This is a genomic window from Vibrio sp. V42_P2S4T144 (genome assembly GCF_009904715.1).
In the GTDB taxonomy this organism is placed as follows: Bacteria; Pseudomonadota; Gammaproteobacteria; order Enterobacterales; family Vibrionaceae; genus Vibrio; species Vibrio alginolyticus.
This window is the reverse complement of sequence record NZ_WXWS01000464.1, coordinates 1-5,293: the sequence shown is the minus strand read 5'-3', so window position 1 is coordinate 5,293 and position 5,293 is coordinate 1. Positions and strand designations below refer to the sequence as shown.

The window sequence follows — 5,293 nt, the reverse complement described above, 5'->3', positions numbered from 1 at the left end:
CCCATAGGGAGCCTTTTTTATTTAAACCATTACAAATAAAAAAGGCACATTTCTTAATGTGCCTTTTACTTTAGTTACAGAATAGTTAATTAAACCGCTTCGTATTAACGTTCCCAGTATGCTTCTTCTAGGCTATCTTCTCGCTCAGGAAGTCCGCGCGACAATCGTGGTGAATGTTGCACGAGAACTTCGTAGCTAGCACGGTTTGCGTATTTGCAGACTTGAGAAAAAGAAGAGTAAGTTAAATACTCGTTACTGTGCTTGCTTGAATTAGGCACATTTTCTTTATGGTATTTATTTGCTGCCATATCATGAAGAACAGCAGATAACGCAGCATCACCTGCGCCATTTGTATTCTTAATTTTTTCTGGGCCACCCATATATGGCGAGATATGCGAGTACACTTTTATTGGCGTCTCGCATGAGTCTTTTTTCGCCGGACGACTGAATTCATAACGATTAAATTCAGCAATTGACCCTGGAAGTAATGGCAAAGAAGTTTCGCGCTTCGCGCTATCCTCCGTATACCCAGCCATAAATAGACCTACAGGACCCGCCGTGCACAATACTAGATCAGCCCACTCCAATGTTTTATCAGACGCAGCAAGTGGATCAGATTCCCCCGTCAGTGCTTCTGCTTCATCTTCATTCATCGCAACGACTGAAACGTTATCTCGAATGAATTCTTGCCAATATTTAGGGTCATCTTGAATAACAAACTTTGTGCCTAAAGTCAGAACAACAGGCACATCATTCTTTTTCGCGTACTCAATTGCTTTCATTGTTGCTTCCGGCATTGGGTCGCCGTCTTTGCAACGTACTAGATATGACGTCAGTACAAGTGCTGATGCATTTTTAAAGATTTTCTCTGGAATGCTATCAGGATGGAGTTGGTTCATTTGCCCTTCGCTGATAGCAAAAGTACGTTCACCGTCTTCTGTGATAAGAGCAAAACAACGGCCAATTGCACCATCTACACCTTGTAGGTAGTTCAAGTCCATGCGGCTTGATGTATTACAAAGATAACGGTAACCGTAGCTGCCAATCTTAATATCCTGGCTCATCACTCCAAGTAGTGTGGAGCGGTCATCCGCTAGCACGGAGTAGTTATGTAGCGTGTTACCAATTGTACCGCCCGCATACTCATTGGTAATCAAGTTCTCTTCTTTCAGTTGCTGGTATAACTCTTCTGCTCTTTCGTCATCGATAACCAGAGAGTGACCTTTACTCAGACCGTACTTTTCAATCACATCCGTTGTAACTTTTGCTTCAATATCAACCAAGGTTTGGTCAATACCAATGATGTGAGTGCGCGTCATCTTCTTGCTTTCTTGTGCTTGGCTCACCAGCGGGTCACGAGCATGAACAGGAAAATAGTGCTTCGATTTGCGTTGTCCAGGAAATTTCATATTGTCAGTCTGAGTAAGGGGATGAAAAGGAGAGCGGATTCTATACCGCTAATAATAAAGCAGCAATAAAAGCGATTATAGCAAACGTTTGCTGACAGCTTTTTTCTTTTAGGTGGCTTATTCACCTTCCATAAAGCTGAGATCTGGTAGTTGCTCAAGGTGCTCGCTATAACGCTTTAGGTTGAACTCACCTTCATTCTTCATTACATCAAAAATCTCAATTGACATCGCACATGCCATCATCGCAACCGCATCTTCACGTGGTGTGCCAGTCATCATTAAACGCATAAGGGTTTCTTTTACTTTAAGCGGGTTGCCATCTTCGAGCTGATTTTCCACAATTTCAATCAACTCACTTTCTTGCATAAATTGGTTTTCTTCTGTCATTTGGTGTTTCCTCTTGGATTTTGGCCAACTATGCCATATATACCTCTTCTATACTTGCGAAATTACTCGTTCGAATCTTTGTTGAAGAAAAATCCAGCGAAACGAATTGTGATTTCGATCTCGGATCTGTCACCGGTCTGTGGATTCTGATAGAATCTGCATCCCGTTTATTTAAGTGGTGTTTAGTAATGTCTGATAACAGCCAAAAGAAAGTCATCGTCGGTATGTCCGGCGGCGTTGATTCATCTGTTTCCGCGTATCTTCTAAAGCAGCAAGGCTACCAAGTAGAAGGCCTTTTCATGAAGAACTGGGAAGAAGATGACAACGAAGAATATTGTACAGCGGCAGAAGATCTTGCTGACGCTCAGGCAGTATGTGACAAGCTAGGCATCCACCTACACACTATCAACTTTGCTGCCGAATACTGGGATAACGTATTTGAGTACTTCCTTGCTGAATACAAAGCTGGCCGTACTCCGAACCCTGACATTCTTTGTAACAAAGAAATCAAGTTCAAAGCATTCCTAGAATTCGCTGATGAAGTACTTGATGCTGATTACATTGCAATGGGCCACTATGTGCGTCGCTCTTTCCCAGAAAATGGTGAAAAACCACAGATGCTACGTGGTCTAGATGGCAACAAAGATCAAAGCTACTTCCTGTACACATTAAGCAACGAGCAAATCGCACGTAGCCTATTCCCTGTTGGTGATCTAGAGAAGCCAGAAGTGCGCCGCATTGCGGAAGAACAAGATCTAATTACCGCTAAGAAGAAAGACTCAACTGGTATTTGTTTCATCGGTGAACGCAAGTTTACAGAATTCCTCGGTCGCTACCTTCCAGCTCAGCCTGGTAATATCGAGACGCCAGAAGGCGAAGTGATTGGTCAACACCAAGGCCTGATGTACCACACACTTGGTCAGCGTAAAGGTCTACACATCGGTGGCCGTAAAGGCGGCGGTGGTAACGAGGACCCCTGGTTCGTTGGTGAGAAAGATCTAGAACGTAACGTTTTGATTGCTGTTCAAGGTAAAGACCATCCAATGTTGAAATCAGAAGGTCTACTTGCATCACAACTTCATTGGGTAGATCGTGAGCCAATTCGCGATGTTATGAAGTGCACAGTGAAAACTCGTTACCGTCAGGAAGATATTCCTTGTACAATCATCCCTATCGATGATGAAAACATTAAAGTTATCTTTGACGAGCCACAAATTGCTGTAACTCCAGGTCAATCAGCAGTGTTCTACAAAGGTGACGTGTGCCTAGGTGGCGGCATCATCGAGCAACGCATTAAATATTCTCAAGCTTAGGAGTCGTTACGTGGCGAATACACTTTATGACCGTACTATCGCTTTCGCTGGGATTTGCCAAGCTGTTGCTTTAGTTCAACAGGTAGCGAGAAACGGACATTGTGATCAAGATGCTTTTGAAACATCAATCAACGCTATTTTGAGCACGAACCCTGCTAACACAGTTGGCGTATTCGGTCGCGAAGCCGATCTAAAGCTCGGCCTAGAATGCTTGGTTAAAGGGATTGATAGCACACCATCAGGCAGTGAAATTACTCGTTACATTATTAGTTTAATGGCGTTAGAGCGTAAGTTAAGCTCTCGTAACGATGCTATGTCTCAGCTTGGTGATCGTATTCAAATGGCCAAGCGTCAGTCAGAGCACTTTGAGCTACTAGACGATCAAATGATCAGCAATTTAGCGAGCATCTATCTGGATGTCGTTAGCCCTATTGGCCCACGCATTCAAGTAACGGGCACGCCATCTGTACTGCAGCAGACGGCAAGCCAACACAAAGTTCGTGCGCTGTTGTTATCTGGCATTCGTAGTGCAGTTCTTTGGCGTCAAGTTGGTGGTAAGCGTCGCCACCTAATCTTCGGGCGCAAGAAGATGGTAGAGCAAGCACAAATCCTTCTTGCTCGTCTGTAGTAAAATATCAAATAAGCAGCTCGCGTTTATCGCGAGCTCATTTTTTTCGACTAAAACAAATCTCGCGCAAACGTTTGCGCAATATTCGTGACAATTGCCACAGTTATTGGTATAAAGCTCACGAAATTTAGAAACCCAATTCAGGAGAACATCATGGAACTGTCAGCATTGACTGCTGTTTCACCAGTAGACGGCCGTTACGGAAGCAAGACAATTGCGTTACGCGAAATTTTCAGTGAATACGGTCTACTAAAGTACCGTACTATCGTTGAAATCCGCTGGCTACAAAAGCTTGCTGCTACTGCTGAAATTGCAGAAGTGCCAGCGTTTAGCGCAGAAGCAAACCAATTCCTAGACGACCTTGCTGCAAACTTCTCTGAAGAAGATGCACGCCGTATCAAAGAGATCGAGCGTACAACTAACCACGACGTAAAAGCGGTTGAGTACTTCCTAAAAGAGAAAGTAGCAGACGTTCCTGAACTGCACGCAGTAAACGAGTTCTTCCACTTCGCATGTACTTCTGAAGACATCAACAACACATCACACGCTCTAATGCTTAAAGAAGCGCGTGAGAACGTGATTCTTCCAGAAATCCGTAACCTAATCGACGCTATCAAAGCACTAGCAGTGGAATACCGCGACATTCCTCTTCTATCTCGTACACACGGTCAGCCTGCTTCTCCATCTACTATGGGTAAAGAAATGGCAAACGTGGCGTACCGTATGGAGCGTCAATTCAAGCAAATCGAAAACGTTGAGATCCTAGCGAAAATCAACGGTGCAGTAGGTAACTACAACGCACACCTTTCTGCTTACCCAGAGCTAGATTGGCACAAGTTCTCTGAAGAGTTCATCACAGAGTCTCTAGGCGTAACTTGGAACCCTTACACAACTCAAATCGAACCGCACGATTACATCGCTGAGCTGTTCGACGCTATCGCTCGTTTCAACACTATCCTGATTGACTTCGACCGCGACGTTTGGGGTTACATTGCACTAGGCCACTTCAAGCAAAAAACTATTGCTGGTGAGATCGGTTCTTCAACAATGCCTCACAAAGTTAACCCAATCGACTTTGAAAACTCAGAAGGTAACCTAGGTCTTGCGAACGCTGTATTCGGCCACCTAGCACAGAAACTGCCTATCTCTCGTTGGCAACGTGACCTAACTGACTCAACGGTTCTACGTAACCTTGGTGTTGGTGTTGGCTACGCTATCATCGCTTACACTTCTACGCTTAAAGGCATCAGCAAGCTAGAAGTAAACCGTGAAGCGCTTCTTGCTGAACTAGACAAGAACTGGGAAGTACTAGCTGAGCCAGTACAAACAGTTATGCGTCGTTACGGCATCGAGAAGCCATACGAGAAGCTGAAAGAGCTAACTCGTGGTAAGCGTGTAGACGGCGAAGCAATGCGTAACTTCATCGACGGTCTTGAGCTTCCTGAGCACGAGAAAGCACGTCTGAAAGAGATGACGCCAGCGAACTATATCGGTCAAGCAATCGAGCTGACAGATAAGCTGTAATCCTCGTGTAACGACCAGATACCTAAAAGGTT

The 5,293-nt window shown here is 44.5% G+C and carries 5 protein-coding genes; 3 read left to right on the top strand and 2 right to left on the bottom strand.

The annotated features are described in order from the left end of the window. Window positions 1–104 precede the first annotated feature (104 nt). Window positions 105–1,409, bottom strand: coding sequence for an inosine/guanosine kinase (locus CAG68_RS15550; protein ID WP_005378187.1), 1,305 nt, complete (start codon window positions 1,407–1,409; stop codon window positions 105–107). Between the two features lie 117 nt (window positions 1,410–1,526). After that, window positions 1,527–1,796: a hypothetical protein gene (locus tag CAG68_RS15545; protein WP_005378190.1), complete on the bottom strand. Its 270-nt coding sequence runs from the start codon at window positions 1,794–1,796 to the stop codon at window positions 1,527–1,529. Window positions 1,797–1,984: 188 nt separating this feature from the next. Here CAG68_RS15545 and mnmA point away from each other — a divergent pair, with 188 nt between their 5' ends. The 3 genes from mnmA to purB all read left to right on the top strand — a co-directional run bounded on the left by mnmA (window position 1,985) and on the right by purB (window position 5,261). Continuing rightward, the gene (gene mnmA / locus CAG68_RS15540; RefSeq protein ID WP_005378192.1) at window positions 1,985–3,109 is read left to right on the top strand and encodes a tRNA 2-thiouridine(34) synthase MnmA; all 1,125 of its coding nucleotides are present in this window, start codon (window positions 1,985–1,987) and stop codon (window positions 3,107–3,109) included. Between the two features lie 10 nt (window positions 3,110–3,119). Continuing rightward, window positions 3,120–3,737 (top strand): high frequency lysogenization protein HflD, encoded by a 618-nt coding sequence (gene hflD, locus CAG68_RS15535; protein WP_005378194.1) that lies wholly within the window; start codon window positions 3,120–3,122, stop codon window positions 3,735–3,737. A gap of 153 nt (window positions 3,738–3,890) precedes the next feature. Beyond that, window positions 3,891–5,261, top strand: coding sequence for an adenylosuccinate lyase (purB, locus tag CAG68_RS15530; protein WP_005378198.1), 1,371 nt, complete (start codon window positions 3,891–3,893; stop codon window positions 5,259–5,261). Window positions 5,262–5,293 lie beyond the last annotated feature (32 nt).

Excerpts from the sequence above, each read along its gene's own strand:
- mnmA (WP_005378192.1), top strand. The coding sequence starts at position 1,985 with ATGTCTGATAACAGCCAAAAGAAAGTCATCGTCGGTATGTCCGGCGGC.
- purB (WP_005378198.1), top strand. The coding sequence starts at position 3,891 with ATGGAACTGTCAGCATTGACTGCTGTTTCACCAGTAGACGGCCGTTAC.
- CAG68_RS15550 (WP_005378187.1), bottom strand. The coding sequence starts at position 1,409 with ATGAAATTTCCTGGACAACGCAAATCGAAGCACTATTTTCCTGTTCAT.
- CAG68_RS15545 (WP_005378190.1), bottom strand. The coding sequence starts at position 1,796 with ATGACAGAAGAAAACCAATTTATGCAAGAAAGTGAGTTGATTGAAATT.